The organism is Sanguibacter sp. TS_SC_8 (assembly GCF_055361235.1).
In genome coordinates this window covers 926,700-951,296 of sequence record NZ_CM143955.1, presented here as the reverse complement: position 1 = coordinate 951,296, position 24,597 = coordinate 926,700, and the positions used below count along the sequence as shown (strand labels likewise).

The following is a 24,597-nucleotide window of genomic DNA, read 5'->3' as shown; positions in this document are numbered from 1 at the left end:
GTGAACCCATGCCGCACTCACCTGGGATCCTCACGCTGTCGGTGGACTGCGGAGGCGGCGGGATCAAGGCGGCTGTCCTCGACTCTGCCGGGACCGCGCACGCTCCCCCCTCCCGTGTCCCCACCCCGTACCCGCTCCCCCCGTCGCTGCTGGTCGAGACGATCGCCGCGCTGGCCGCCGACCTCCCCCGCGCGCACCGGCTCAGCGTCGGCATGCCGGGGATGATCAGGCACGGCGTGGTCATCCATACCCCGCACTACATCACCCGGTCCGGTCCCCGGTCCCGGGTCGACCCCGACCTGCACGCGCAGTGGACCGGGTTCGACATCTGCGCCGCCCTCACCGAGCGGCTCGCGATGCCGACCCTCGTGCTCAACGACGCCGAGCTGCACGGCGCCGGGGTGATCGCCGGGACCGGCCTCGAGCTCGTGCTCACCCTGGGCACCGGTCTCGGGTCGGCGCACTTCGACGGCGGAGTCATCGCACCCCACCTGGAGCTCTCGCGCGCCCCCGTGCGCCGCGGGACCACCTACGACGAGTACATCGGGGAGATCGAGCGGCGGCGCCTCGGCGACGGCCTGTGGTCGCGCCGGGTCGCGCGGATGGTCGCCGGGCTGCGCCCGGTCTTCTGGTGGGACCGGCTCTACCTCGGGGGCGGCAACTCCCGCCGGCTCACCCAGCCGGTCCTGGACCAGCTCGGCGACGACGTCGTCGTCGTGACGAACTCAGCCGCGCTGGTCGGCGGGTCGAGGGCCTGGGACCTGCTGACCTGAGACCTCGTCGAGTGCCTCGAGGATGATCCGGGTGAAGGCGACCGGGGCGTCGAGGCTCACCAGGTGCCGTGCGTGCGGGACGACGACGTGGTGGACCGGCTGCCCGCTGCTGCGGGCGGCTCGCAGCATGCGCGCCTCCTGGGTCCGGAAGTGGTCGAACCGGCCGTTGACCACCCACACCGGGCAGCCCAGTGCGGCGAGGTCCACCTCCGGGTCGAGCTCGGCGACCTCGCGGAGCGCCTGCGACATGACCGACAGCGCGAAGCCTCCCGCACCGATGTCGAGCGCGGCCTGGGGCGAGAGGAAGGTCCGCACGACGAGGGAGTTGAGCTGGGCCCCCGAGCCGGGGGTCCGCTCGATCCAGCGTGCCATCTCGGCCCACCCGGCCCGCAGCCGCACCTGTGGGCTGGTGCTGCACGCGGCAGCGACGAGCCCGCCGACCTGGTCCGGGTGACGGGCCGCGTAGTCGACGGCCAAGAGCCCCCCGAGGGACAGCCCGACCAGGAGCACCCTGCCTCCCAGGCGGTCGATGCCGTCCGCGATCACCTCGCGTGCGGCCGCGACGGTGAACGGTTCACCCAGTCGCGTCCCGTGGCCCGGCAGGTCCACGGCGAGCGTCGTCACCCCGTCCGCGGTCAACGCCTCGACCTGCGCCCTCCACATGGTCGACGACGTCCGGATGCCGTGCACGAGCAGGACCGGGAGCACCGGGGGCTGGTCGTCGACGGTCGCAGCGGAGATACCCATGTGCGGATCGTCTCCGATCTGGGGACGCGGGGCAACCGCCGGCGTCACCCGCATCCGGTGATCCGGTAGAGCCGGGCTGCCCCTTCGGTCGCGAGGAGCTCAAAGCCGGAGGAGGTGTCCACCTCGCGCAGCGGACGGGTGGCGAGGTTGCTCGTCGGCCACGTCCGGTCGCCGCGGTCGGAGCTGAGGTAGAAGTACTCCACACCGAGCCGCCCCAGCGCCTCGCAGATCGCCGGGTCGGCGGCGATGTCGTCGAAGTGCAGGGCGAGGAGAAGCTGGTCGGGGCTGAGCCAGTCCGCGCCGATCCGGTAGTACACCGGTGTGCGGGACCCGTAGGAGAAGGCCAGCACCGACCCGGCGTTGGGGTCCCCGAGGACGACTGCGTCGGCGGGCAGGAGGTCGGGCATGCGGTCGAGCAGCGTCCGGTCGTCGGCCGAGACGAGCAGCCGCGCGCCCAGCTCGTCGGGGTCGTACACCCCGGCCGACCGGGCGGCCATGGCGGGGACCCCGAGGAGGACGGTCGAGGCCAGGGCCGCGGCGACGACGGTGGCGCCCGCCCGGCCCGGTGTGCTCACGAGCCGGCCCGCCCCGCGCGGCGCCCGGTCGACCGCTCGCACCGACCAGCGCGCGTGCAGCCGGTTCGCCCACCACGAGGCCCCGACCACTGCGAGCAGCACCGCGGTCACCGGGTAGAGCGCCTCGAGCCGGAACACGTGCTTGTACCAGACCCCGGTGAGCCCGCGCAGCCCGTTCTCGGGCCCGCCGGCCAGCACCGCGAGCAGGATCGTCAGGGCCCAGGCGCACACCACCCAGCGCAGCCGTCTCCCCCGGACCAGGACCACCACACCGGTCAGCACGAGCACGGAGAGCACCACGTTGCCCGGGATCGAGGTCAGGGTCGTGTCCGCGAGCAGGCGGGAGGCCGTGAAGGGGTAGGACCGCTCGGGCAGGATCTGCTGGTAGCTCATGACGTCGCGCAGGACCTGGTCGAGACCGCTGACCCGGGCCGCCACGACGACCAGCGCGGTGCCGGTGGCGGCCGCGGCGACGACCGCGCCCACCGTCCGGGCAGACCGCGGGCGAGCCCGCCACGCCCGCCAGGCGACGGCCAGCAGGAACGGGCCGGCGAACACGAGATAGGAGAACACCGTGTTGGGGTGGACCAGCGTCATCCCGGCCACCACGCCCGCGAGCACGGCGGCTCCGCTGAGTGCGCGGCGCCGGCGCACCGCCCGCGTGAGAGCGCCGTCGTGCCAGCTGCGCGCCCACAGCACGGTCGCGGCGAGGACCGCCGGGATCATGGCTGTCCCCAGGCCGTTCGGCCACTGCGCCGAGAGCACGAGCTGGGAGTAGGGGAAGAAGGAGAAGGACGTGCTGAGCGCCGCGGCCGCGACGACGGCCCACGGCTGGGCGGGGAGCACCGCACGGGTGAAGGCGACCACGGACAGCGGCCACAGCACGGACCCGACGGCGAGCATCGCGGCGGTCGAGACCACCCCGGGGGACCCGAAGGGCACGAGGGCGAGCGCTGCGTGCCACAGGGTCGGGTAGAAGGCCCCCGACCCGGCGCTGCTGACCACCAGGTCCAGGGCCCCGAACATCGAGGCGCTCCGCTCCTGGCGCACCATCTCGAGACCGTTGAGGTGCACGACGGCGTCGCGCACCTGGAGCGGGGCGTCGAGGTCGGGCATCCCGGCGAGGACCCCGACGAGGAGCAGCACCCCGGCGAGCACACCCGCGCCCCAGGCGGCGCGCACCACCACGGAGGGCAGCGGCGCGGTCGCCAGCACTGGATCGTGGCGCCTCCACCGGCCCAGCAGCGCGGCGACCAGCACGGCTGGCACGGCGGCCAGCAGCAGCGCCGGTACACCCCAGGGCAGCCCCACCTGGTCGAGCGCGACCGCCGCGCCGGCGTAGAGCAGCGCGGACAGGGCGGGGCCCAACGCCCAGGCCAGCAGCCCGCGGACCCGGGCGAGCCAGAGCAGCCCAGCCCCGGGGAGCACGTAGAGCGCCACCACGCAGACGAAGGCGCCCACGAAGGCTGGCGCCTGCTCGGTCCACGTCACCTGGATCTGCCTTCGTCGTCTGCCACCTGATCAGGGATGACGGTAGTGCATGTGGAGCTCGGGATGCACGAGGGCCCGGACCGAGTGAACGGTCCGGGCCCTCGTGGTGCGGGCGTCGGCCTGGGCCGACTGCTCGTCAGTCCTTCGTGGCGGACTCCTCGGCTGCGACCTCGGTCGCGGCCTCGGTCGCGGCCTCGTCGGCGGGTGCCTCGACGGGCGCCTCGACAGCAGCGGCCTTCTTCGGCGCGCTCTTCTTCGCGGCCTTCTCGGCCTCGCGCACGACAGCCTGCTTGGGGCTGACCGGCTCGAGCACGAGCTCGATGACAGCCATGGGGGCGTTGTCGCCCTTGCGGTTGCCGACCTTGGTGATGCGCGTGTAGCCACCCTGGCGGTCAGCCATGGCAGGTGCGATCTCCGTGATCAGACGGTGCAGGATGGTGTTTGCGTCACCCGGCTCGTCGGGACGGCGAGGCGTCTTGTTGTGCACCGTCTTGGCGATCTGACGGATGTTGTGCAGGTCTCCGCGCTTGGCCTTGGAGATCAGGCGCTCGGCCACGGGCTGCAGGCGCTTGGCCCGAGTCTGGGTGGTCGTGATGCGTCCGTGCTCGAAGAGGCTCGTCGCGAGGTTCTTGAGGATGAGGCTCTCGTGCGCCGGGCTACCACCGAGCCGTGCACCCTTGGTGGGGGTAGGCATGTTCTTGCTCCTTCAATGATTGGTCGAGCTGTCCGGCGTGCCGGTCAACCCTGAAGTCAGGTGTACTGCTCGTCTTCCGACTCTTCGCCGTCGTAGTAGTCGGCGGTCGAGGGATCGAAGTCCAGAGGCGAGTCCTTGAGGGACAGACCGAGCTCAGCGAGCTTGTCCTTGACCTCGTTGATCGACTTCGCACCGAAGTTGCGGATGTCGAGCAGATCCGCCTCGCTGCGTGCGACGAGCTCGCCCACGGCGTGGATGCCCTCACGCTTGAGGCAGTTGTACGAACGGATCGTCAGCTGCAGGTCCTCGATCGGCAGAGCGAGGTCAGCAGCCAGTGCGGCATCGGTCGGCGACGGGCCGATCTCGATACCCTCAGCCTCGACGTTGAGCTCACGAGCCAGACCGAACAGCTCAACCAGCGTCTTGCCCGCTGATGCGAGGGCGTCACGCGGGCTGATGGCCTGCTTGGTCTCGACGTCGACGATGAGCTTGTCGAAGTCGGTGCGCTGCTCGACTCGGGTCGCCTCGACCTTGTAGGTCACCTTGAGGACCGGAGAGTAGATCGAGTCGACCGGAACGCGACCGATCTCAGCATCGAACGACTTGTTCTGCTGGGCGGAGACGTAGCCACGTCCACGCTCGACAGTGAGCTCGATCTCCAGCTTGCCCTTGTCGTTCAGGGTGGCGATGTGCAGGTCAGGGTTGTGCACCTCGACGCCGGCCGGGGGAACGATGTCCGCGGCCGTGACCACTCCGGAACCCTGCTTGCGCAGGTACATCACGACGGGCTCGTCGTTCTCCGAGGAGACGACGAGGTTCTTGACGTTGAGGATGATCTCCGTGACGTCTTCCTTGACACCCGGCACGGTGGTGAACTCGTGGAGCACACCGTCGATGCGGATGGACGTGACTGCGGCGCCGGGGATCGAGGAGAGCAGGGTGCGACGCATCGAGTTGCCGAGCGTGTAGCCGAAGCCGGGCTCGAGGGGCTCGATGGAGAAGCGTGAGCGGCTCTCCGAGATGACCTCTTCGGTCAGAGTGGGGCGCTGTGCGATGAGCACTGGTGATGTCCTTTCAGCGTGCGTCCGCTATATGACGCATCGTATGACCGGCACGATGAACCCTCGTGCCGGGACCTGCAGCAGCACACCCGCTGAGCGGGGCCGTGCCCACCCCGCGCGGGCGCGGGGTGGGCAGTACCCGGTCGAGCAGGCGTTGCGTGGATGTCAGACGCGGCGGCGCTTGGGCTGGCGGCAGCCGTTGTGCGCCTGAGGGGTGACGTCCTGGATCGAACCGACCTCGAGGCCAGCGGCCTGGAGGGAGCGGATCGCGGTCTCGCGGCCGGAGCCGGGGCCCTTGACGAAGACGTCGACCTTCTTCATGCCGTGCTCCTGGGCGCGGCGAGCGGCGGCCTCAGCGGCGAGCTGCGCCGCGAACGGGGTCGACTTGCGCGAACCCTTGAAGCCGACCTGGCCGGAGGAGGCCCAGGAGATCACGGCGCCGGACGGATCCGTGATCGAGACGATGGTGTTGTTGAACGTGCTCTTGATGTGCGCCTGGCCGACGGCAATGTTCTTCTTGTCTTTGCGGCGAGGCTTGCGTGCGCCTTGCGCGCCGCGAGTCTTGGGAGGCATGTGCTGTTTTTCTCCTGGTGTGAGGTCTTCGGATCGCGGGATGCCCGCTCTGTCGCGCCGTGGGCGCTGGGGAGGGTTCCCGGCGAACTACTGCTGCTAGCGGGCCTTCTTCTTGCCGGCCACTGTGCGCTTCGGGCCCTTGCGGGTGCGAGCGTTGGTCTTGGTGCGCTGTCCGCGGACGGGGAGGCCCTTGCGGTGGCGCAGACCCTCGTAGCAGCCGATCTCAACCTTGCGGCGGATGTCAGCAGCAACCTCACGGCGAAGGTCACCCTCGAGCTTGTAGTTGCCCTCGAGGTAGTCACGCAGCGCGACGAGCTCGGTGTCACCGAGGTCCTTCACGCGAACGTCCGGGCTGATCCCGGTGGCGTCCAGAGTCTTCTGGGCGCGGGTACGGCCAACGCCGTAGATGTAGGTGAGTGCAACCTCAAGCCGCTTGTCGCGGGGGAGGTCGACACCGATAAGACGTGCCATGTGGCGTCCGGCTCCTGTAGTGCCTTCGGAGGTCTGCCGCATCATCTCTCGCTGTCTGCGAGCCCCGGCCTCCGAGCCGAGGGTTCACACGCCGACTTTCGTCACCGTGGTGATGGTGCGCTGGTCGTGCTCACCGAGACCGTGGTCTCAGCGGGCACTGATCATGCTGGTCGAGCTGCGCAGAGCGCTGGGGCAGTTCAGCCCTGGCGCTGCTTGTGACGCAGGTTCTCGCAGATGACCATGACGCGACCGTGCCGGCGAATCACCTTGCACTTGTCGCAGATCTTCTTGACGCTGGGGTTGACCTTCATCGTGGTTCCTCCGCCGCCGCATGACGGGACCCCGGACGGTTCTGTCCGGAGCGCGCTAGGCAGCGTTGATCGAGTGGTGGTTACTTGTAGCGGTAGACAATCCGGCCACGGGACAAGTCGTACGGGCTCAGCTCAACAACCACCCGGTCCTCTGGGAGGATTCGGATGTAGTGCTGACGCATCTTGCCCGAGATGTGAGCGAGCACCCGGTGACCGTTGGCCAGCTCCACGCGAAACATCGCGTTCGGCAGTGCCTCGACCACGCTGCCCTCGATCTCGATGACACCGTCCTTCTTCGCCATATCCTCCGCTAACTCTCGTGACGAACGACTGCCCACGGGCACTCAGAACTGCCTCGGCCGGAGCCTGCAGATCTGAGCTTTCCGTGGATGGGTGGTGACAGTGCGTGAGCACTAGACACCCAACGAAGCATCTTACGGCATCCAGGAGCGAAGAGAAACCCAGCGCCGCGGCGCCCTCACTCCGGGCGGGAGATGAGACCCAGCTCCCAGGCCCGCTCGACCGTCTCCACGCTCGAGTGCGTGCCCAGCTTCCGGTAGATGCTCCGCAGATGGGTCTTGACGGTGTTCGAGGAGAGGTAGAGCGACCGCGCCACCCCGGCCAGCGAGGAGTTCGCAGCGAGGCTCTCGAGCACCTCCCGTTCACGCTCGCTCAGCTGGGCGCTGGCAGTCGGCGCAGGGAAGAGCTCGGCCGTCCTGACGAGACTCTCCCGGTCGAGGATCCCTGTGATCCGCGGGACCTCGGTCGACAGGTCCCGCAGCGTCGCCCGCGGGACCTTGAGGAAGGCCCGGAGCAGGCCGGTCGCCAACGAGATCGCGACGGCCTCCTCGAGCGCGACCGCCGCCTCGTAGCGCCTCCCCCGGGCGTGCTCGGCACCGGCCAGGATGAGCAGGAGGTCCAGGCGGTGGGCCGGGGAGTAGATCCGTGTCCTGAGCCACCTGGTGGCGACGTCGACGGCACGGGCGAACTCTCCGGAGAAGTACTCCGTGCGGGCCCGGGCGAGCCCGGTGATGACGTAGTTCTGGGGCAGCCCAGCGACCGCCGCGCGGGCCCGGGAGAAGTGCCCGATCGCGAGGTTGAGGTCGACCAGCGCTGCGACGAGCAGCGCCTCGCGCACCCCCTCCACCCTCCCCTCGACGCGGACGGCCTCGATCTCCCCCAGCATCCGGAAGTGGGAGCCGTCGAACAGCGCCACCTGCGCCCTGATCATCGCGGCGAGCGCCCAGAACTCCCCGGTCTCCTCCGGCACGTCGAATCCGGCCGCGCCGGCCATCGACCCGACGTCGATCCGCTCGAGCGCGACGATCCCGCGCACGGTGGCGACGATCTTGTCGGCGGTCGGGTCCTGGTCAAAGCCCACCGGGGCCTGGTCTGCCGCGGCGAGCCAGGCCTCAGCAGGTTCGAGGTAGCCGAGCATGGCGCAGGCCAGCGCCGCACCCACGGACGCCTCGCGGACGATCGCCGGGTGGTGGTGCTCGCCTGCCAGCTCGGCGGCCTCCCGAAAGGCGGTCAGGGCTCCGGGCATGTCCGCGGCCAGGAGCCGGGTGACCGCCCATTCGTGCAGGACCGGCGCCAGCTCGTCGCGGACCTCGTTGCGCATGTCGTCGACCTGGACGAGCACGGCGTCGTGGGCGTGGCCGTGGTGCTCGCGCTCCGCGGCCTCCCGGGCCGCCACGGAGTCGCCGGTCATCCTCAGGATCGCGATCTGGGCCAGGCTCTGCTCCATCGCCTCGGCGACCCCGGGCAGCGCGAAGAGCTCCGCACGACCTCCGCTGCCGGGCCCCACGGCCGCGGTGTCCAGCATGTTGCCGGGTGCGGGCTCGGCGACCTCCCGCGCCGGGTGATGACGCGGCAGCAGGTGGTCACGAGCGATCACCAGACGCGCGTGCCGCTGCAGGACGTCGTTGGGCATGGCCGCGACCGCCGCCGCGATCTCGTCGGGTGACTCCGCGACGAGATCGACCCAGTACGCGTCGACGAGCTGAGCGACGTCCTCCCACAGGGCTGCGCGGGTCAGGAGTGTCAGCGCCGCGGCGCTGCTGCCGGCGGCTGTCCGGGTCTGCGCGGCACGGCGTGAGGCGACGCGGAACTGGCGAGGGTCATGGCGCTGCAGAGCCTGCAGGCAGGCCTGGCGGACCGCCGGGGCGTAGCGGTAGACGACCGAGTCCTGGGTCCGCTCCCCCAAGAGCATGCCGGACCCGAGGAGAACCTGGAGCGCGGCGCCGACGTCGCGCAGCCCAGAGCAGTACTGGGCGGACGCGGCGGTGAACTCGTCGAGGAACGCTGTCCGCACGATGAGGCGCTTCACGCGCCAGTCGGTCAGCTCCGACCAGACCGACTGCAGGAAGGGTCCACCGGCCTGCAGATCGATGGCCATCCCGCTGCGACCGGGGTGGGGCCCTGTGCCGTTGGTGAGGATCGCCCGGACCAGCGCCGGCCATCCGGCGGTCTCCATGTGGAGTGCGCGCGCGTCGTCCTCGGACAGGGGAACACCGAGCCGCCCGGCGAGCTCACGGGTCTCCCCGACGTCCAGCAGCAGGTCCACCGGGCGGATCACGACCGAGTCGATGGTCGCCGCCAGCACCGTCTCCACGCTCCCCACCTCCCGCATGCAGAGCACGATCGAGAGCCCCGGGGACCGTCGGAGGAGACCGAAGAGGTCCGACTCGGCGCGCGGGTCGCCGACCCGGTCGAAGTCGTCGATCACGAGGCAGATCTCCTGTTGGGAGGCGCCGAGGACGCGGAGGACGTCGGCGCGTCCTGCGGGCCCGTGCGCGGGAGGATCCAGAAGGCCTGCGGCCACCATGGCCTCACCGACGAGCTCCCACAAGGGCGGCCCCGGGCTCCCGTCGTCGTCGTGGGCGGCGCGACCGGCGACCCACACCACGCTCACCGTCTCGGGGAGGGTGCGCACCCAGTGACTCACCAGGCTCGAGGTCCCGTAGCCCCGCGGCCCCCGCACGATCGTCAGCGGCTCGCGCTGGTCGAGCTGGGCGATCAGATCGGCCTTGACCACGAAGACGGACGAGGTACGCGGCCAGCGGGACGCACGCGTGCGCTGGAGCGTCACCAGCCCCTCACCGGTCGAATCCTGTGCCATCGCGTCAGCCCCGCCCAACGTCTGTACGTCCCCCGTCGATCGCGCCTCACGGGCGAACGATCCCAAGAATTGGTACGTTACGCGAGATTGAGTAGTTCCGTAGGGTGAAAACTGGCTGCTTGTCAAGTACCTGCCAGCTAGGCCGGCGCAATCGGGACACCCAGCGCCGCCAACCGAGCCGCTCCGCCGTCCGACGCGGTGAGCACCCAGATGCCGGACTCGCTGATCGCCACGGTGTGCTCCCAGTGCGCAGCGCGTGACCCGTCGCTCGTCACGACCGTCCAGTCGTCCTCGCACACCTGGGTGATCTGCTCCCCGCGGGTGATCATCGGCTCGACGGCCAGGCACATGCCCGGTCGCAGCCGCGCACCCCGCTCACGGGTGCGGTAGTTCAGCACGTCGGGTGGCTGGTGCATCTGGGATCCGATGCCGTGACCCACATAGTCTTCAACGATCCCGTACTGCGTCCCGTGGGCGGCTCCTGACGCCGCGATGGACTCCTCGACGGCCTCCGCGACGGCCGAGACCCGGGAACCGGTCGCCAGCGCCGCGATCCCGGCCCAGAGGGCGTCCTCGGTCGCCCGGACCAGGTCGGCGTCCTGCGGGGAGCCACCCGCCAGGACGAAGGAGAGCGCGGCGTCCCCGTGCCAGCCGTCGACGATCGCGCCGCAGTCGATCGAGACGACGTCCCCCTCCCCCAGCTCCCGGTCTCCCGGGATGCCGTGGATCACCTCGTCGTTGACGGAGATGCAGACGGTGGCCGGGAAGCCCTCATAGCCCAGGAAGGAGGGGGCGGCCCCCGCATCGGCGATCACCTGCGCCGCGAGACGGTCCAGGGCGGCGGTCGTGACCCCGGGGCGCGCGGCCTCCTCGAGGGAGGACAGCGCCTGAGCCACCACGAGCCCCGCCCGGCGCATGAGCAGCACCTGCTCCGCCGTCTTGTACTCGATCCGCTCGCGTCCGAACATCGCGGAGGTCAGGCGGTCAGGGAGGCCAGTGCCGCGACGAGACGAGCGGTGACGTCGGCGACCTCACCGATCCCGTCGACCTCGACCAGGGTCCCGCGAGCGGCGTAGAGGCCGGAGATCGGGGCGGTCTGCTCGGCGTAGACGGAGAGGCGGTGGCGGATGACCGGCTCCGTGTCGTCGACGCGACCCTCGATCTCGGCCCGCTTGAGCAGTCGCTCGGTCACGATGTCGGCGTCCGCAGTGATCTCCAGGGCGCCGTCCAGGGCCAGCCCCAGGTCGGCGAGGATCGCGTCGAGCTCAGCGACCTGGGCGACGTTGCGCGGGTACCCGTCGAGGATGAACCCGACCTCACCGGCGGCGGACTTGGCCGTCAGCTTGTCCCGCACCATGGCGTTGGTGACCTCGTCGGGCACGAGCTCGCCCTTGGCGGTGTACTCCTGGGCGAGCTTGCCCAGCTCGGTCTCACCCTTGATGTTCGCGCGGAAGATGTCGCCGGTCGAGATGGCCTCGACGCCGAGGGTCTCGGCCAGGCGCGAGGCCTGCGTGCCTTTGCCGGCCCCGGGGGGGCCCAGGAGGACCAGACGCATGCTCATCGGAGGAACCCTTCGTAGTGGCGCTGCTGCAGCTGAGAGTCGATCTGCTTCACCGTCTCGAGACCGACACCGACGATGATGAGGATCGAGGTCCCACCGAACGGGATGTTCTGACCGACGTCCATGGCGATGAAGGTGATCGTGGGGATCAGCGCGACGAGCGCGAGGTAGACAGAACCGGCCGACGTGATCCGGGTGATCACGTAGTCGAGGTACTCGGCCGTGGGGCGGCCGGCCCGGATGCCGGGCACGAATCCGCCGTACTTCTTCATGTTGTCGGCGACCTCGTCCGGGTTGAACGTGATGGCGGTGTAGAAGAAGCAGAAGAAGAGGATGAGCAGGACGTAGATGACCAGGTGCAGGGGTGCGCTCGTGGTCACGAGGTTGCGCTGGACCCAGGCCACCCACGCGGACTCGGGGCTGGCGAACTGGGCGATCAGTCCCGGGACGGCGAGCAGGGAGGAGGCGAAGATCACCGGGATCACGCCGGCCATGTTGATCTTGATCGGGATGTACGTGGTCGAGCCGCCATACATCTTGCGGCCGACCATGCGCTTGGCGTACTGGACCGGGATCCGACGCTGGGACTGCTCGACGAAGACGACGAGGGCCACCACGAGCAGCGTCACGAGGACGACGATGGTGAACTTCTGCGGGCCGCCGGCGCCGCCGGCGATCGACCACAGGGCGGGCGGGAAGCTCGCCGCGATCGAGGTGAAGATGAGCAGGGACATACCGTTGCCGATGCCGCGCTCGCTGATGAGCTCACCGAGCCACATGATGAGGCCGGATCCCGCGGTCATCGTGATGACGATGATCAGCGAGGTCATGATGCTCGAGTTCGGGATGACGTCGCACCCGGGCAGCAGCTGTCCGCTGCGCGCCATGGTCACGTACGTCGTCGCCTGCAGCACGGCCAGACCGATCGTCAGGTACCGGGTGTACTGCGTGAGCTTGGCGGTTCCGGACTGGCCTTCCTTGTGCAGCGCCTCGAAGTGCGGGATGACCACGCGCAGGAGCTGGACGATGATGGAGGCCGTGATGTACGGCATGATGCCGAGCGCGAAGATCGACAGCTGAAGCAGCGCACCGCCGCTGAACAGGTTGACCAGGCCGAGGATGTCGCTCTGGCTCCCGTTGGTCAGGCACTGCTGCACGTTTCCGTAGTCCACACCTGGTGACGGCACGAAGGACCCGACGCGGAAGATCGCCATGATCGAGATCGTGAACAGCAGCTTTCGCCGCAGGTCGGGCGTACGGAACGCCCTTGCGAATGCGCTGAGCACCTAGTCCTCCTGGTCCGCCGGAGCGGGATGTTGATACCGGTTCACCGGCCGCTGAAGATGGTGTCGGTTCACCGACGCCCACCGAACCCTATCTGCTGTGGTCCAGTTCACGATAATCCGAACGAAAGCCGGTTCACAAACGTGTCCACAGACGCCGACAGGGCCGGTCGCGCGATGCGCGACCGGCCCTGCGGTGGTGTGTCAGTCCTGCGAGACGGAACCACCAGCAGCAAGGATCTTGTCCTTGGCGCTGCTGGAGACCTTGTCCACGGTCACGTCGAGCTTGACCGTGATCTCGCCGGTGCCGAGCACCTTGACGAGCTCGCCCTTGCGGACGGCGCCCTTCGCGACGAGACCGTCGACCGTGACCGATCCACCCTCGGGGAACAGGGCGGACAGCTTCTCCAGGTTGACGACCTGGTACTCGGTGCGGAACGGGTTCTTGAACCCACGGAGCTTCGGAAGCCGCATGTGCATCGGCGTCTGTCCACCCTCGAAGCGCTCAGGAACCTGGTACCGGGCCTTCTGGCCCTTGGTTCCACGTCCGGCGGTCTTACCCTTGGATGCCTCACCACGACCCACACGGGTCTTGGCGGTCTTGGCACCCGGGGCGGGACGCAGGTGGTGGACCTTGACGAGTCCACCGGCTCCGACGTCAGCAGGCTGAGCCTTTGCCGTCTTCACCTTCGGTGCTGCCTCGGCAGCCGGAGCTGCCTTCTTGGCCGGAGCCTTCTTGGCAGCAACCTTCTTCACGGGAGCGTCCACCTTGGCGGCGACGTCCTTCTTCTCTGACTTCTCAGCCATGATCACTCGACCTCCTCAACGGTAACGAGGTGTGTCACCGTTGCGACCATCCCGCGGATCTCCGGGCGGTCTTCCTTCACGGCGGTGTCGCCGATCCGCTTGAGGCCAAGAGTGCGCAGGGTGTCGCGCTGGTTCTGCTTGCCGCCGATGCCGGACTTGATCTGGGTCACCTTGAGACGGGCCATCATGCACCTGCCCCTGCTGCTGCGGCCCGACCGGCGGCCTGTGCACGGAGCAGCGCCGCCGGAGCGACGTGCTCGAGCGGCAGGCCACGACGAGCTGCAACTGCCTCAGGCAGCTCCAGTCCGCGCAGTGCTGCCACCGTGGCGTGCACGATGTTGATCGCGTTGGTGGAACCAAGCGACTTCGACAGGACGTCGTGGATACCTGCGCACTCGAGCACTGCGCGAACCGGACCACCGGCGATGACGCCGGTACCGGGTGCCGCAGGGCGCAGGAACACGACGCCGGCTGCTGCTTCACCAGTGATGGGGTGCGGGATGGTGCCCTGGATGCGAGGAACCTTGAAGAAGCTCTTCTTGGCCTCCTCGACACCCTTGGCGATCGCCGCAGGAACTTCCTTCGCCTTGCCGTAGCCGACGCCGACAGTTCCGTCGCCGTCTCCGACCACGACGAGCGCGGTGAAGCTGAAGCGACGGCCGCCCTTGACGACCTTGGACACACGGTTGATCGTCACGACACGCTCGACGAAGGCACTCTTCTCAGGTGCCTCGCGTCGACCGTCTCCGCGGCCTCCGCCGCGACGGTCGTTACGACGATCGTTCTGCTCGGTGGTGGCGCCGCCCGTAGGGGCGCCGGTGGTGCTGCGCTGCCCTGCAGCCATCAGAGAGTCCTTTGCTTCGATGCGGAAGTGGTTCGCGTCACAGGGAAAGACCGCCTTCGCGGGCTCCGTCAGCGACTGCTGCCACTCGGCCGTGGTACTTGTTGCCCCCGCGGTCGAACACGACTGCCGAGACGCCGACTGCCTTCGCACGTTCTGCAACGAGCTCGCCAATCTTGCGGGCCTTGGCAGACTTGTCACCGTCGAATGCACGCAGGTCGGCCTCGAGGGTCGACGCTGATGCGATGGTCTGGCCGATGGTGTCATCGACGACCTGTGCGGTCATGTGGCGAGCGGAACGCGTAACCACCAGGCGCGGCTGGACAGGCGTGCCTGAGACCTTCTTGCGCAGGCGAAGGTGACGACGCTTGCGCGCGACAGCCTTTCCCTTGCCCATGATCTTGAGAGCCATGGTTACTTACCAGCCTTTCCGGCCTTGCGGCGGACGATCTCGCCGGCGTAACGCACGCCCTTGCCCTTGTAAGGCTCAGGCTTGCGGATCTTGCGGATGTTCGCAGCAACCTCGCCCACCTGCTGCTTGTCGATGCCACTGACCGAGAACTTGGTCGGTGCTTCGACAGCAAAGGTGATGCCCTCGGGTGCCGGGATGACAACCGGGTGGCTGAAGCCGAGCGCGAACTCCAGCTGGGAGCCCTTCGCCGTGACGCGGTAACCGGTACCGACGATCTCGAGCTTCTTCTCGTAGCCGTCGACAACACCGATGATCATGTTGGCGAGCAGCGTCCGAGTGAGGCCGTGCAGGGCGCGTGAGGTGCGCTCATCGTTGGGGCGGGTGACTACAAGAGCACCATCCTCAGCGCGAGCAACCTCGATAGGGGCGGGGATGACGTGCTCGAGAGACCCCTTGGGGCCCTTGACCGTCACCAACGCTCCGCTGATGGTGATGTCCACTCCGGAGGGAACCGGGACGGGGACTTTGCCGATACGGGACATGGCTATCTCCTCTCCGTCTTCCGATTACCAGACGTAGGCGAGGACTTCCCCACCTACGCCCTTCTTTGCGGCCTGCCGGTCGGTCAGGAGGCCTGAGGACGTGGACAAGATGGCCACTCCCAGTCCGCCGAGAACCTTGGGCAAGTTCGTGGACTTTGCGTATACACGCAGGCCAGGCTTGGAGATACGGCGGATGCCGGCGAGCGAACGCTCGCGGTCCTGGCCGAACTTCAGCTGGAGGGTGAGGTACTGGCCCACGGGGGCGTCCTCAACGGTCCAGCCGGAGATGTATCCCTCAGCCTGCAAAATCTCAGCAATGTGCGACTTCAGCTTCGAGAACGGCATGGTCACCGTCTCGTGGTAAGCCGAGTTCGCGTTACGCAGACGCGTAAGCATGTCTGCGATCGGGTCGGTCATCGTCATTGGGCTTTTGCCCTTCCTCGACGGGGTATCCAGCTCGTGTCGTCAGACGACACGGTCGGGACCTTCGACGTAGTTGTTACCAGCTGCTCTTGGTGACGCCGGGAAGCTCGCCGCGGTGTGCCATCTCGCGCACACAGATACGGCAGAGTCCGAACTTGCGGTACACAGAGTGCGGGCGACCGCACTTCTGGCACCGGGTGTAGGCACGGACCGCGAACTTGGGCTTCGCGGCTGCCTTGTTGACCAGGGCCTTCTTCGCCATGTCAGTTCTCCTTGAAGGGGAAGCCGAGACGCTTCAGAAGCGAACGGCCCTCAGCGTCGGTGGTAGCGGAAGTCACAACAGTGATGTCCATACCACGAACGCGGTCAACCTTGTCGGGGTCGATCTCGTGGAACATCGCCTGCTCGGTCAGACCGAACGTGTAGTTGCCGTGTCCATCGAACTGCTTGGGCGAGAGCCCGCGGAAGTCACGGATACGCGGCAGAGCGATCGACAGGAGCCGGTCCGCGAACTCCCACATGCGGTCGCCACGCAGCGTGACGTGGGCGCCGATGGGCATACCCTCACGCAGCTTGAACTGGGCGATCGACTTGCGGGCCTTCGTGACCTGCGGCTTCTGACCGGTGATCGCGGTGAGGTCGCGGATGGCGCCCTCGATCAGCTTGGAGTCCTTGGCTGCATCACCAACACCCATGTTGACCACGATCTTGGTCAGGCCGGCCACCTGGTTGATGTTCTCGTGAGAGAACTCTTCGCGCAGGCCGGGGAGGATCTCCTCGGCGTAGCGGGCCTTGAGGCGAGGCTGTGCCTTCGCGTACGTCTCAGTGCTCATCAGATGTCCTTCTCGGCGTCGCCGTGTCCACGGGTCACGCGCACGCGAACCGCACGGGTGCGGCCGTCACGCTCGACCTGCTCGGTGCGGACACCGAGACGCTTCGCGCGCTTGGACTCAGCGTCGTAGAACGCCACGTTGCTGACGTGGATCGCGGCCTCAACGGTCTCGATCCCGCCCGTGGTGGTCCCCCGCTGGGTCTGACCGACCTTGACGTGCTTGGTGACGCGCTGGACGCCCTCGACGATGACACGGTCAGAGTCCGTGAGCACCGACAGGACGCGGCCCGTCTTTCCCTTGTCGCGACCGGCGATCACAATCACCGTGTCGCCCTTCTTGATCTTCGCCATGGTCAGAGCACCTCCATCGCCAACGAGATGATCTTCATGAACTTCTTGTCGCGCAGCTCGCGGCCAACCGGGCCGAAGATGCGGGTTCCACGAGGCTCGCCGTCATTCTTGAGAATGACCGCTGCGTTCTCGTCGAACTTGATGTAGGAACCGTCGGGACGACGGCGCTCCTTGGTTGTCCGGACGATGACGGCCTTGACCACATCGCCCTTCTTCACGTTACCGCCGGGGATCGCGTCCTTGACTGTTGCGACAATGACGTCGCCGATTCCGGCGTAGCGACGGCCCGACCCACCGAGAACGCGGATGCAGAGAATTTCCTTGGCACCCGTGTTGTCGGCGACCCGAAGTCGCGACTCCTGCTGGATCATGTAATGAACTCCTGTCGTCGAGCCGGTTCTCGCCTGTGCGAGCCTTGCCGAACGGATGGCTGTCAAGCACTGTAGTAGCTGCCCTCACCCCTGTGGGGCGGGCCGTGTCACCACGGTCCGCCCCTCAAGGTCGTGCGGGCTCTACTTCCAAGTGCAGTGCTGCTTGGATGGTGCGGCCTTCGTGAACTACTTGGCCTTCTCGAGGATCTCGACCAGTCGCCACCGCTTGGTGGCGGACAGCGGCCGAGTCTCCATGATGAGGACGAGGTCGCCGATACCAGCAGAGTTCTGCTCGTCGTGCGCCTTGACCTTGCTCGTACGTCGGATCACCTTACCGTAGAGCGGGTGCTTGACCCGATCTTCGACCTCGATGACGATCGTCTTGTTCATCTTGTCACTGACAACATAGCCGCGCCGCGTCTTGCGGTTCGCCCGGTTGGCGGTGACGTCCTGCTCTGCAGCTGCCTCAGCAGTTGTCTTGTCGCTCATGTCAGCCTCACTCACTCACGCTCGGTGCGGTACGGATGCCGAGCTCGCGCTCACGCAGGATCGTGTAGATCCGCGCGATGTCACGACGAACAGCCTTGAGCCGACCGTGGCTCTCCAGCTGGCCGGTGGCCGACTGGAAGCGGAGGTTGAAGAGCTCCTTCTTCGCCTTCTCGAGTTCCGCAACGAGCTTCTCGTTGTCGAACCCGTCCAACTCGCTAGGAGCCAGATCCTTGGTTCCGAAAGCCATCAGCTGCCACCACCCTCGCGCACCACGAAACGGCACTTCATCGGGAGCTTGTGGATTGCGCGACGCATAGCCTCCCGAGCCAGGGGCTCCGGGACACCGGCGAGCTCGAAGACGATTCGACCGGGCTTGACGTTGGCGATCCACCACTCGGGGGAACCCTTACCTGAACCCATTCGGGTCTCCGCCGGCTTCTTGGTCAGCGGACGGTCGGGGTAGATGTTGATCCAGACCTTGCCACCACGCTTGATGTGGCGGGTCATGGCGATACGAGCAGCCTCGATCTGACGGTTCGTCACGTATGCAGGCTCAAGAGCCTGGATACCGAACTCACCGAACGCGATCGTTGTACCACCCGTTGCAGCGCCGGAGCGCCCGGGGTGGTGCTGCTTGCGGTGCTTGAGCCTGCGCGGGATAAGCATCGCTCAGGCCTCCGTTCCGGACTCAGCGGCCGGTGCGGCTTCTGCAGCTGCAGGAGCCTGCTCGGCCTGGGCGGGCGCCTCGGCGGAAGCCGGACGCTCGTTGCGACGACCACCGCGAGCCGGACGCTCGCCACCACGCGGGGCTCCGCGGGGCGCACGGGGCGCCTGCGTCGCCTGCTGAGCAGCGAACTCCTTCTCGGTCATGTCGCCCTTGTAGATCCACACCTTGACGCCGATACGGCCGAACGAGGTGCGGGCCTCGAAGAACCCATAGTCGATGTTCGCGCGGAGCGTGTGCAGTGGCACACGGCCTTCGCGGTAGAACTCGCTACGGCTCATCTCAGCGCCGCCGAGACGACCGGAGCACTGGACACGGATGCCCTTGGCTCCGGCGCGCTGAGCGGACTGCATGCCCTTGCGCATGGCGCGTCGGAAGGACACGCGGCTGGCAAGCTGCTCGGCGATCCCCTGGGCCACGAGCTGAGCATCGATCTCAGCGTTCTTGACCTCGAGGATGTTGAGCTGAACCTGCTTGCCGGTGAGCTTCTCCAGCTCGCCGCGGATGCGGTCTGCCTCGGCGCCACGACGACCGATCACGATGCCCGGACGGGCCGTGTGGATGTCGACGCGGACGCGGTCGCGGGTGCGCTCGATCTCAACCTTCGAGATTCCAGCGCGCTCGAGGCCTGTGCCCATGAGCTTGCGGATCTGGACGTCCTCGCGGACGTAGTCACGGTAGCGCTGACCGGGCTTGGTGCTGTCGGCGAACCAACGTGACCGGTGGTCGGTGGTGATCCCGAGACGGTACCCGTGCGGGTGAACCTTCTGTCCCACTATCGGGCCCTTCCCTTCGTGTCTTCGCGCGGAGCGACGACCACAGTGATGTGGCTCGTCCGCTTGAGGATCTGGCTGGCTCGCCCCTGCGCACGGGGACGGAACCTCTTGAGGGTTGGTCCCTCGTCGATGAACGCCTCAGAGATGAAGAGCTGGTGCTCGTCAAATGCGACACTCGCGCGGTCTGCCTTGACCCGTGCGTTCGCGATCGCGCTCTGCACGACCTTGAGGATCGGCTCACTGGCCGTTTGCGGTGCGAACTTCAGCACCGCGACAGCCTCAGTAGCCTGCTTGCCACGGATAAGATCCACGACGCGCCGGGCCTTCTGAGGCGTGACACGGACGAACCGTGCCTGCGCCTTGGCTTCCATTGCTGTCCTGCCTTCTTGTCTGGTCATGACCAAGAGGTCCTGTCGCTACTGACCCGCGGGGGTCAGCGGCGACGACCCTTCTTGTCGTCTTTCACGTGGCCACGGAAGGTGCGCGTCGGCGAGAACTCGCCGAGCTTGTGTCCGACCATCGATTCGGTGACGAACACCGGGGTGTGCTTGCGACCGTCGTGCACGGCGAAAGTGTGACCGAGGAAGTCGGGCGTGATGACCGACCGGCGGGACCATGTCTTGATGACGTTCTTGGTCCCCTTCTCGTTCTGGACGTCCACCTTCTTCTGGAGGTGTCCATCGACGAAGGGGCCCTTCTTCAGGCTGCGTGGCATGTCAGGCTCCTATCAACGCTTCTTGTTGCCGGTACGACGGCGACGGACGATCAGCTTGTCGCTCGCCTTGTTGGGACGACGGGTACGGCCTTCGGCCTGTCCCCACGGGCTGACGGGGTGACGTCCACCGGACGTCTTACCCTCACCACCACCGTGCGGGTGGTCGACCGGGTTCATGGCGACACCACGGACGGTCGGGCGCTTGCCCTTCCACCTCATGCGGCCGGCCTTGCCCCAGTTGATGTTGGACTGCTCGGCGTTGCCCACCTCGCCGACCGTGGCGCGGCAGCGCAGGTCGACGTTGCGGATCTCACCGGACGGCATACGCAGCTGGGCGAATGTTCCGTCCTTGGCGACGAGCTGAACAGAGACACCGGCCGAACGTGCGATCTTCGCGCCGCCACCGGGCTTGAGCTCGATGGCGTGGATGACCGTACCGGTCGGGATGTTCCGAAGAGGCAGGTTGTTGCCGGGCTTGATGTCAGCACCGGCACCGTTCTCGATCGGGTCACCCTGGCGCAGCTTGTTCGGGGCGATGATGTAGCGCTTCTCGCCGTCTGCATAGTGCAGCAGCGCGATGCGGGCGGTCCGGTTCGGGTCGTACTCGATGTGAGCGACCTTGGCGGGCACGCCGTCCTTGTCGTGGCGACGGAAGTCGATGACGCGGTACGCACGCTTGTGGCCACCACCCTTGTGACGGGTGGTGATCCGACCGGAGCTGTTACGGCCACCGGTCTTGTGGAGCGGGCGGATCAGCGACTTCTCCGGCTCCGAGCGCGTGATCTCGACGAAGTCGGCCACGCTGGCGCCGCGGCGTCCGGGCGTAGTCGGCTTGTACTTACGGATTCCCATGGGGATCTGTCCTCAATCTGCTCTCGGCCGGCTCAGCCGACTGGTCCACCGAACATGTCAATCGAACCCTCACGGAGGGAGACGATTGCACGCTTGGTGTCCTTGCGCTTGCCGATACCGAAACGGGTCCGCCTGGTCTTACCCTTGCGGTTGATCGTGTTGACGGAGGCGACCTTGACGTCGAAGATCTTCTCGACCGCGATCTTGATCTCTGTCTTGTTCGCCCGCGGGTCGACGAGGAAGGTGTACTTTCCCTCGTCGAGCAGGCCGTAGCTCTTCTCAGAGAGAACCGGTGCGATCACGATGTCGCGAGGGTTCTTCTGAACAGTTGGCGTCGAAGTCACTGGAGCAGTCACTTGGCGTCCTCCTTCACGAGCTCAGCCGACTCGGACTCGGTCGCCACGGCCTTGGCCGATGCACCCTTGGGGGGGCCCGCGAGGAATGCAGCAAGTGCACCCTGCGTGAAGACCACGTCGTCGGAGACGAGCACGTCGTAGGTGTTGAGCTGGTCGGCAACCAGAAGGTGAACCTGCTCAGCGTTCTGCAGGGACTTCACCGTCACGTCGTCGCCGCGCTCGAGGATGACGAGCACGTGCTTGCGCGGTGACAGGTTCGCGAGCGAGTTGATCGCCTGCTTGGTCGACGGCGAACCGTCGATCCCGAATCCCGTCACGACGTGGATGCGGCCGGCGCGTGCCCGGTCAGAGAGGGCACCGCGCAGGGCGGCAACCTTCATCTTCTTGGGGGTGCGCTGGCTGTAGTCACGCGGCTTGGGGCCGTGGACGACGCCACCACCGGCGAACTGAGGTGCACGGATCGAGCCCTGACGAGCCCGGCCGGTGCCCTTCTGCTTGTACGGCTTGCGTCCACCACCGCGGACTTCACCGCGGGTCTTGGTGCTGTGCGTACCCTGACGGGCTGCAGCGAGCTGCGCGACAACGACCTGGTGGATCAATGGAATGTTCGTCTGGACGTCGAACACCTCGGCGGGAAGCTCGGCGGTGCCGGCCTTCTTGCCTGTGGCGTCGATGACGTCGACGGTCAGCGTTTCAGACATGCTGTCACGCACCCTTCGCGGCACTACGCACGAGGACGACGCCACCCCTGGGGCCAGGAACGGCGCCCTTGACGAGCAGCAGTCCCTTCGCGGCGTCGACCGCGTAAACGGTTAGGTTCTGGGTGGTCTGACGGTCAACGCCCATCCGACCGGCCATCCGCATGCCCTTGAACACGCGCGACGGGGTTGAAGCCCCACCGATCGAGCCAGGCTTGCGGTGGTTCTTGTGCGCACCGTGGGAAGCTCCGACGCCGTGGAAGCCGTGACGCTTCATCACACCGGCGAAACCCTTACCCTTGGTCGTTCCGATGACGTCCACGACACTGCCGGCCTCGAAGGCGTCGGCGGTGATCTCCTGGCCGAGCGCGAACTCGCCAGCGTTGGACGTACGGATTTCGGTCACGTGACGGCGCGGGGTGACCCCGGCCTTCTCGAAGTGACCCTTCAGAGGCTGCGTCACCTTGCGCGGGTCGATCTGGCCGTACGCGAGCTGGACGGCTGCGTAGCCGTCGACCTCTGCGGAACGGACCTGGGTCACCACGTTGGTGCCGACCTCGACCACGGTCACGGGAACGAGAAGTCCTGCTTCGTTCCAGACCTGAGTCATACCGAGCTTGGTTCCGAGTACGGCCGTGACGGGCCGCTCGTTCTGCTGGGTAGCCATGTGTATGTCCTCCCCCAGTCTCAGAGCTTGATCTCGATGTTCACGTCCGCGGGCAGGTCGAGACGCATGAGCGAATCGACCGCCTTCGGCGTGGGATCGATGATGTCGATGAGCCGCTTGTGCGTGCGCATTTCAAAGTGCTCGCGGCTGTCCTTGTACTTGTGAGGCGACCGGATAACGCAGAATACGTTCTTCTCCGTCGGCAACGGCACCGGGCCCACGACCGTCGCACCAGCGCGTGTCACCGTGTCGACGATCTTGCGCGCCGAGCTGTCGATGACCTCGTGGTCGTAGGACTTGAGCCGGATGCGGATCTTCTGTCCCGCCATGGCGTCGTCTGACTCTTTCTCTCGAACTGTCCGACCCCCGCGCTCGGGCGTGTCGCTATGCGTGACACGCCGTTGCGCAGCACCACTCTGTGGTGCGGGCCGTTGGATATGTGATGCGAACCGCGTTCGTGGGCCTAAGTGCCCGACGACGCAGTACAACACCACAACGTCTTCTCGCCTGTGCTGAACCGATGGTTCCGCGGTGCCTCGATCTGATCTCACCCAGAGAGCTCAACACACGGAACAACCCCCCTCGAGGGGCCCGATGTTCAACACACTGTTCGAGATGAGAAGGAGCGCGCCTGCAACAGGCAACCTGGATAGTCTGCCACGCGTCGGTGAGAAAAGCCAGCCGCACGTGGATGAGGTCTCCGGTGACCTAGGTTACCGCATCCTGGCCGGATGGTGAACAACCGGGTGGCGACCACGGGGCTGCTCCGGCCGGCGCGGGGCGGCCCGGAACGACGCAGGACGCACGAAGGCCCGGTGACCGTGAGGTCACCGGGCCGACGCGTTGCCAGCTGGATCAGCTAGTCAGAGAAGATCACTTGACGATCTTCGTGACCTGACCCGATCCGACGGTGCGGCCACCCTCGCGGATGGCGAAGCCGAGGCCCTCTTCCATGGCGATCGGCTGGATGAGCTCGACCGACATCTCGGTGTTGTCGCCAGGCATGACCATCTCGGTGCCCTCAGGCAGCGTGATGACGCCGGTGACGTCCGTGGTGCGGAAGTAGAACTGCGGGCGGTAGTTGGAGTAGAACGGGTTGTGACGCCCGCCCTCGTCCTTGCCCAGGATGTAGACGCGAGCCTCGAAGTTCGTGTGAGGCGTGATCGAGCCGGGCTTGACGACAACCTGGCCGCGCTCGACGTCTTCGCGCTTGATGCCACGAAGAAGAAGTCCGGTGTTGTCGCCGGCCTGCGCCTCGTCCATGGACTTGTGAAAGGTCTCGATGCCGGTGACGGTCGTCTTCTGCGCGGGGCGGATTCCGACGATCTCGACCTCGGAGTTGATCGCGAGACGTCCACGGTCGACCTTGCCGGTGACGACGGTTCCACGACCGGTGATCGTGAAGACGTCCTCGATCGGCATGAGGAAGGGCTTGTCGAGGTCACGGACGGGGTCCGGGACGTGCTCGTCGACAGCGTCCATGAGGTCGGCGACGGACTGGGTCCAGGCCGGGTCGCCCTCAAGAGCCTTGAGGCCGGAGACACGCATGACGGGAGCGTTGTCGCCGTCGAAGCCCTGTGCGGAGAGAAGCTCGCGCACCTCCATCTCGACGAGCTCGAGGATCTCCTCGTCGTCGACCATGTCGGCCTTGTTCAGCGCGACCATCAGGTAGGGGACACCAACCTGGCGGGCGAGCAGGACGTGCTCACGGGTCTGAGCCATCGGACCATCGGTCGCGGCGACGACGAGGATGGCGCCGTCCATCTGCGCTGCACCGGTGATCATGTTCTTGATGTAGTCAGCGTGGCCGGGAGCGTCGACGTGCGCGTAGTGGCGCTTCTCGGTCTCGTACTCGATGTGCGCGATGTTGATGGTGATACCGCGCTGCTTCTCTTCGGGCGCCTTGTCGATCTCGTCGAACTTGAACTCAGGGTTCACGTCCGGGTACTTGTCGTGCAGCACCTTCGAGATCGCCGCGGTCAGCGTCGTCTTGCCGTGGTCAACGTGACCGATGGTGCCGATGTTGACGTGGGGCTTGTTCCGCTCAAACTTGGCCTTAGCCACTGGGGTCCTCCTGGGA

At 67.0% G+C, this 24,597-nt stretch carries 35 protein-coding genes; 1 reads left to right on the top strand and 34 read right to left on the bottom strand.

Annotated features, from left to right (window positions below):
* The first annotated feature begins 8 nt into the window (after positions 1–8).
* Positions 9–773, top strand: coding sequence for an ROK family protein (locus tag ACWA15_RS04180; RefSeq protein WP_464058183.1), 765 nt, complete (start codon positions 9–11; stop codon positions 771–773).
* On the opposite strand, the gene ACWA15_RS04175 is transcribed toward ACWA15_RS04180, so the two are convergent.
* From ACWA15_RS04175 to tuf, 34 genes are all read right to left on the bottom strand, one after another.
* Positions 726–1,520 carry an alpha/beta fold hydrolase gene (locus tag ACWA15_RS04175; protein WP_464058182.1) on the bottom strand — a complete coding sequence of 265 codons (795 nt, stop codon included), beginning with the start codon at positions 1,518–1,520 and terminating at the stop codon, positions 726–728. The genes ACWA15_RS04180 and ACWA15_RS04175 overlap by 48 nt on opposite strands.
* A 44-nt stretch (positions 1,521–1,564) precedes the next feature.
* On the bottom strand, positions 1,565–3,586 hold the full coding sequence (locus tag ACWA15_RS04170) for a DUF6541 family protein (RefSeq protein ID WP_464058181.1): 2,022 nt from the start codon (positions 3,584–3,586) through the stop codon (positions 1,565–1,567).
* A gap of 136 nt (positions 3,587–3,722) precedes the next feature.
* Positions 3,723–4,280: a 50S ribosomal protein L17 gene (rplQ, locus tag ACWA15_RS04165; RefSeq protein WP_464058180.1), complete on the bottom strand. Its 558-nt coding sequence runs from the start codon at positions 4,278–4,280 to the stop codon at positions 3,723–3,725.
* Between the two features lie 56 nt (positions 4,281–4,336).
* Complete coding sequence (locus tag ACWA15_RS04160) at positions 4,337–5,341, bottom strand: DNA-directed RNA polymerase subunit alpha (RefSeq protein ID WP_464058179.1); 1,005 nt, start codon at positions 5,339–5,341, stop codon at positions 4,337–4,339.
* Positions 5,342–5,506: 165 nt separating this feature from the next.
* Positions 5,507–5,914, bottom strand: a complete 408-nt coding sequence (rpsK, locus tag ACWA15_RS04155) for a 30S ribosomal protein S11 (RefSeq protein ID WP_066464631.1) — start codon at positions 5,912–5,914, stop codon at positions 5,507–5,509.
* Between the two features lie 96 nt (positions 5,915–6,010).
* Positions 6,011–6,385, bottom strand: a complete 375-nt coding sequence (gene rpsM / locus ACWA15_RS04150; protein WP_464058178.1) for a 30S ribosomal protein S13 — start codon at positions 6,383–6,385, stop codon at positions 6,011–6,013.
* Between the two features lie 197 nt (positions 6,386–6,582).
* Entirely contained in the window at positions 6,583–6,696 is a 114-nt protein-coding gene (gene rpmJ, locus ACWA15_RS04145; RefSeq protein ID WP_018682809.1) for a 50S ribosomal protein L36, read from the bottom strand.
* An 80-nt stretch (positions 6,697–6,776) separates the two neighbouring features.
* The gene (gene infA, locus ACWA15_RS04140; RefSeq protein WP_024286981.1) at positions 6,777–6,998 is read right to left on the bottom strand and encodes a translation initiation factor IF-1; all 222 of its coding nucleotides are present in this window, start codon (positions 6,996–6,998) and stop codon (positions 6,777–6,779) included.
* A gap of 176 nt (positions 6,999–7,174) precedes the next feature.
* A complete protein-coding gene (locus ACWA15_RS04135; protein WP_464058177.1) occupies positions 7,175–9,817 on the bottom strand; it encodes a helix-turn-helix transcriptional regulator in 2,643 nt (880 codons plus the stop codon).
* A 137-nt stretch (positions 9,818–9,954) separates the two neighbouring features.
* Complete coding sequence (gene map, locus ACWA15_RS04130; RefSeq protein ID WP_464058176.1) at positions 9,955–10,785, bottom strand: type I methionyl aminopeptidase; 831 nt, start codon at positions 10,783–10,785, stop codon at positions 9,955–9,957.
* A gap of 8 nt (positions 10,786–10,793) precedes the next feature.
* Positions 10,794–11,378, bottom strand: coding sequence for an adenylate kinase (locus ACWA15_RS04125; RefSeq protein ID WP_464058175.1), 585 nt, complete (start codon positions 11,376–11,378; stop codon positions 10,794–10,796).
* Entirely contained in the window at positions 11,375–12,664 is a 1,290-nt protein-coding gene (gene secY / locus ACWA15_RS04120; protein ID WP_464058174.1) for a preprotein translocase subunit SecY, read from the bottom strand. The genes ACWA15_RS04125 and secY overlap by 4 nt, the downstream gene beginning before the upstream one ends.
* 201 nt (positions 12,665–12,865) lie before the next feature.
* Positions 12,866–13,468: a 50S ribosomal protein L15 gene (gene rplO, locus ACWA15_RS04115; RefSeq protein ID WP_464058173.1), complete on the bottom strand. Its 603-nt coding sequence runs from the start codon at positions 13,466–13,468 to the stop codon at positions 12,866–12,868.
* 2 nt (positions 13,469–13,470) lie between these two features.
* Entirely contained in the window at positions 13,471–13,653 is a 183-nt protein-coding gene (gene rpmD, locus ACWA15_RS04110) for a 50S ribosomal protein L30 (RefSeq protein WP_464059406.1), read from the bottom strand.
* Positions 13,653–14,312 carry a 30S ribosomal protein S5 gene (gene rpsE, locus ACWA15_RS04105; protein ID WP_093182146.1) on the bottom strand — a complete coding sequence of 220 codons (660 nt, stop codon included), beginning with the start codon at positions 14,310–14,312 and terminating at the stop codon, positions 13,653–13,655. Before rpsE ends, rpmD begins: the two co-directional genes overlap by 1 nt.
* Positions 14,313–14,349: 37 nt before the next feature.
* On the bottom strand, positions 14,350–14,721 hold the full coding sequence (gene rplR / locus ACWA15_RS04100; RefSeq protein WP_464058172.1) for a 50S ribosomal protein L18: 372 nt from the start codon (positions 14,719–14,721) through the stop codon (positions 14,350–14,352).
* A gap of 2 nt (positions 14,722–14,723) precedes the next feature.
* On the bottom strand, positions 14,724–15,263 hold the full coding sequence (rplF, locus tag ACWA15_RS04095) for a 50S ribosomal protein L6 (RefSeq protein WP_464058171.1): 540 nt from the start codon (positions 15,261–15,263) through the stop codon (positions 14,724–14,726).
* A gap of 24 nt (positions 15,264–15,287) precedes the next feature.
* Positions 15,288–15,686: a 30S ribosomal protein S8 gene (rpsH, locus tag ACWA15_RS04090; RefSeq protein ID WP_464058170.1), complete on the bottom strand. Its 399-nt coding sequence runs from the start codon at positions 15,684–15,686 to the stop codon at positions 15,288–15,290.
* A 76-nt stretch (positions 15,687–15,762) separates the two neighbouring features.
* Positions 15,763–15,948, bottom strand: coding sequence for a type Z 30S ribosomal protein S14 (locus tag ACWA15_RS04085; protein WP_012867931.1), 186 nt, complete (start codon positions 15,946–15,948; stop codon positions 15,763–15,765).
* Between the two features lies 1 nt (position 15,949).
* On the bottom strand, positions 15,950–16,519 hold the full coding sequence (gene rplE / locus ACWA15_RS04080) for a 50S ribosomal protein L5 (RefSeq protein WP_464058169.1): 570 nt from the start codon (positions 16,517–16,519) through the stop codon (positions 15,950–15,952).
* The gene (gene rplX / locus ACWA15_RS04075; RefSeq protein ID WP_464058168.1) at positions 16,519–16,869 is read right to left on the bottom strand and encodes a 50S ribosomal protein L24; all 351 of its coding nucleotides are present in this window, start codon (positions 16,867–16,869) and stop codon (positions 16,519–16,521) included. Before rplX ends, rplE begins: the two co-directional genes overlap by 1 nt.
* A 2-nt stretch (positions 16,870–16,871) precedes the next feature.
* Positions 16,872–17,240 (bottom strand): 50S ribosomal protein L14, encoded by a 369-nt coding sequence (rplN, locus tag ACWA15_RS04070; RefSeq protein WP_066464661.1) that lies wholly within the window; start codon positions 17,238–17,240, stop codon positions 16,872–16,874.
* 186 nt (positions 17,241–17,426) lie between these two features.
* The gene (gene rpsQ / locus ACWA15_RS04065) at positions 17,427–17,729 is read right to left on the bottom strand and encodes a 30S ribosomal protein S17 (RefSeq protein ID WP_464058167.1); all 303 of its coding nucleotides are present in this window, start codon (positions 17,727–17,729) and stop codon (positions 17,427–17,429) included.
* A 7-nt stretch (positions 17,730–17,736) separates the two neighbouring features.
* Entirely contained in the window at positions 17,737–17,976 is a 240-nt protein-coding gene (gene rpmC, locus ACWA15_RS04060) for a 50S ribosomal protein L29 (protein ID WP_464058166.1), read from the bottom strand.
* Positions 17,976–18,395, bottom strand: a complete 420-nt coding sequence (gene rplP, locus ACWA15_RS04055) for a 50S ribosomal protein L16 (protein ID WP_464058165.1) — start codon at positions 18,393–18,395, stop codon at positions 17,976–17,978. The genes rpmC and rplP overlap by 1 nt, the downstream gene beginning before the upstream one ends.
* Before the next feature lie 3 nt (positions 18,396–18,398).
* On the bottom strand, positions 18,399–19,229 hold the full coding sequence (gene rpsC / locus ACWA15_RS04050) for a 30S ribosomal protein S3 (protein ID WP_464058164.1): 831 nt from the start codon (positions 19,227–19,229) through the stop codon (positions 18,399–18,401).
* Positions 19,229–19,600, bottom strand: coding sequence for a 50S ribosomal protein L22 (rplV, locus tag ACWA15_RS04045; RefSeq protein ID WP_093182129.1), 372 nt, complete (start codon positions 19,598–19,600; stop codon positions 19,229–19,231). Before rplV ends, rpsC begins: the two co-directional genes overlap by 1 nt.
* A 62-nt stretch (positions 19,601–19,662) precedes the next feature.
* Positions 19,663–19,944: a 30S ribosomal protein S19 gene (rpsS, locus tag ACWA15_RS04040; protein WP_066464673.1), complete on the bottom strand. Its 282-nt coding sequence runs from the start codon at positions 19,942–19,944 to the stop codon at positions 19,663–19,665.
* Positions 19,945–19,956: 12 nt separating this feature from the next.
* Positions 19,957–20,796, bottom strand: a complete 840-nt coding sequence (gene rplB / locus ACWA15_RS04035) for a 50S ribosomal protein L2 (protein WP_464058163.1) — start codon at positions 20,794–20,796, stop codon at positions 19,957–19,959.
* A gap of 32 nt (positions 20,797–20,828) precedes the next feature.
* The gene (gene rplW / locus ACWA15_RS04030) at positions 20,829–21,152 is read right to left on the bottom strand and encodes a 50S ribosomal protein L23 (protein ID WP_464058162.1); all 324 of its coding nucleotides are present in this window, start codon (positions 21,150–21,152) and stop codon (positions 20,829–20,831) included.
* On the bottom strand, positions 21,149–21,853 hold the full coding sequence (gene rplD, locus ACWA15_RS04025) for a 50S ribosomal protein L4 (RefSeq protein ID WP_464058161.1): 705 nt from the start codon (positions 21,851–21,853) through the stop codon (positions 21,149–21,151). The genes rplW and rplD overlap by 4 nt, the downstream gene beginning before the upstream one ends.
* A 4-nt stretch (positions 21,854–21,857) precedes the next feature.
* Entirely contained in the window at positions 21,858–22,517 is a 660-nt protein-coding gene (gene rplC / locus ACWA15_RS04020; protein WP_464058160.1) for a 50S ribosomal protein L3, read from the bottom strand.
* 20 nt (positions 22,518–22,537) lie between these two features.
* The gene (gene rpsJ, locus ACWA15_RS04015) at positions 22,538–22,846 is read right to left on the bottom strand and encodes a 30S ribosomal protein S10 (RefSeq protein ID WP_012867945.1); all 309 of its coding nucleotides are present in this window, start codon (positions 22,844–22,846) and stop codon (positions 22,538–22,540) included.
* A 544-nt stretch (positions 22,847–23,390) separates the two neighbouring features.
* Positions 23,391–24,581, bottom strand: a complete 1,191-nt coding sequence (gene tuf, locus ACWA15_RS04010; protein ID WP_464058159.1) for an elongation factor Tu — start codon at positions 24,579–24,581, stop codon at positions 23,391–23,393.
* Positions 24,582–24,597: the final 16 nt, after the last annotated feature.